The sequence below is a fragment of the Pseudomonas sp. Irchel 3E13 genome, from assembly GCF_900187455.1.
Taxonomy (GTDB): Bacteria; Pseudomonadota; Gammaproteobacteria; order Pseudomonadales; family Pseudomonadaceae; genus Aquipseudomonas.
Map to the genome: position 1 here is coordinate 1 of NZ_FYDX01000043.1, position 2,304 is coordinate 2,304.

The window sequence follows — 2,304 nt, forward strand, 5'->3', positions numbered from 1 at the left end:
AAACTGCAGGCACTCCGACCACCGTCGTCACCGATGATCCAGCCCGCCTGGACACCACCGGCCTGACGCTCAGCGCCACTGGCTCGGTTCAAGAAGGCGGCAACATCGTCTACACCGCCAAGCTGACCAACCCAGCCGGCACCGAAATGAAGATCACCTTGAGCAACGGTGAAACCATCACCATCGCCAAGGACGCCACCGAAGGCTCTGTCACCTTCGCAGCGCCGAAAGACACCGTTTATGTCGACGCCGGGAGTGTCAGCGTGACCATCACCGGCACCACCGGTGGCGATTTCGAGCATCTGGAAGTGAGCCCAACCGCAGCAGTCACCGCTGTTACGGATTCGATTGATACGTCGACCGTTACTCTGACGGCGACCGCCAGTGCTGTTGAAGGCGGAGTGGTTACTTACACCGCTTCGGTAACGGCTCCAGTGACTGGCGCTCCGCTGGTCATCAGCCTGGCTAACGGCCAGTCGATCACCATTCCGGTTAACGCCTCGAGCGGTTCGGTGGACTTCATCGCACCGAACAACGTGCTCAACACCAACACCCCGCTGACCAACAGCATTACTGGCGTAACTGGCGGTAACTACGAGCACCTGGAAACCACCGGCACTCCGACCACCGTCGTCACCGATGACCCGGCTCGCCTCGACACCACTGGCCTGACCTTGTCCGCGACTGGCTCTGTTCAGGAAGGCGGCAGCATCGTCTACACCGCCAAGCTGACTAACCCAGCCGGCACCGAGATGAAAATCACCTTGAGCAACGGTGAAACCATCACCGTCGCCAAGGACTCCACCGAAGGGTCTGTCACCTTCGCAGCACCAAAAGACACTGTTTACGTCGACGCAGGCAGCGTCAGCGTGACCATCACCGGCACCACCGGCGGTGACTTCGAGCATCTGGAAGTCAGCCCGACTGCTGCGGTTACCGCTGTCACCGACAGCATCGACACCAGCACCGTGACCCTCACCGCTACTGCCAGCGCGGTTGAAGGTGGTGTGGTCACTTACACCGCGAGCGTCACTGCACCGGTAACCGGCGCACCATTGGTCATCACCTTGGCCAACGGCCAGTCGATCACCATCCCGGTTAATGCAAGCAGCGGCTCGGTGGACTTCATCGCACCGAACAACGTGCTCAACACCAACACCCCGCTCACCAACAGCATCACCGGCGTGACTGGCGGCAACTACGAGCACCTGGAAACCGCAGGTACTCCGACCACCGTCGTCACCGATGATCCGGCTCGTCTGGACACCACCGGCCTGACGCTCAGCGCCACTGGCTCGGTCCAGGAAGGCGGCAACATCGTCTACACCGCCAAGCTGACTAACCCAGCTGGCACCGAGATGAAGATCACCTTGAGCAACGGTGAGACCATCACCATTGCCAAGGACGCCACCGAAGGCTCCGTGACCTTCGCTGCACCGAAAGACACCGTGTACGTCGACGCGGGTAGCGTCAGCGTGACCATCACCGGCACCACCGGCGGTGACTTCGAGCATCTGGAAGTCAGCCCAACCGCGGCGGTTACTGCTGTAACGGATTCGATTGATACCTCGACCGTCACGCTGACGGCGACTGCCAGTGCGGTTGAAGGTGGCGTCGTCACCTATACCGCAAGCGTCACCGCCCCGGTAACCGGCGCCCCGCTGGTCATTACCCTCGCCAACGGTCAGTCGATCACCATCCCAGTTAACGCGAGCAGCGGGTCGGTCGATTTCATCGCACCGAACAACGTGTTGAACACCAACACCCCGCTGACCAACAGCATCACCGGTGTGACTGGCGGTAACTACGAACACCTGGAAACCGCCGGCACGCCGACCACCGTCGTGACCGACGATCCGGCTCGCCTGGACACCACCGGCCTGACCTTGTCCGCCACTGGCTCGGTTCAGGAAGGCGGCAATATCGTCTACACCGCCAAGCTGACCAACCCAGCCGGCACCGAAATGAAGGTCACCTTGAGCAACGGTGAGACCATCACCATCGCCAAGGATGCGACCGAAGGCAGCGTGACCTTCGCAGCACCAAAAGACACCGTGTACGTCGACGCAGGTAGCGTCAGCGTGACCATCACTGGCACCACTGGCGGTGATTTCGAACATCTGGAAGTCAGCCCAACCGCAGCCGTGACTGCTGTCACCGACAGCATCGACACCAGCACCGTGACTCTGACCGCGACCGCCAGCGCTGTTGAAGGTGGCGTTGTCACCTACACCGCTTCGGTAACGGCCCCAGTGACCGGCGCTCCGCTGGTGATCACCCTGGCCAACGGTCAGTCGATCACTA

General features: G+C 61.2%; 1 protein-coding gene. It reads left to right on the forward strand.

What is annotated here, in order from left to right:
• Positions 1–2,304, forward strand: a 2,304-nt coding sequence (locus CKW37_RS32895; RefSeq protein ID WP_371864356.1) for an immunoglobulin-like domain-containing protein, incomplete at both ends; no start/stop codon positions are given.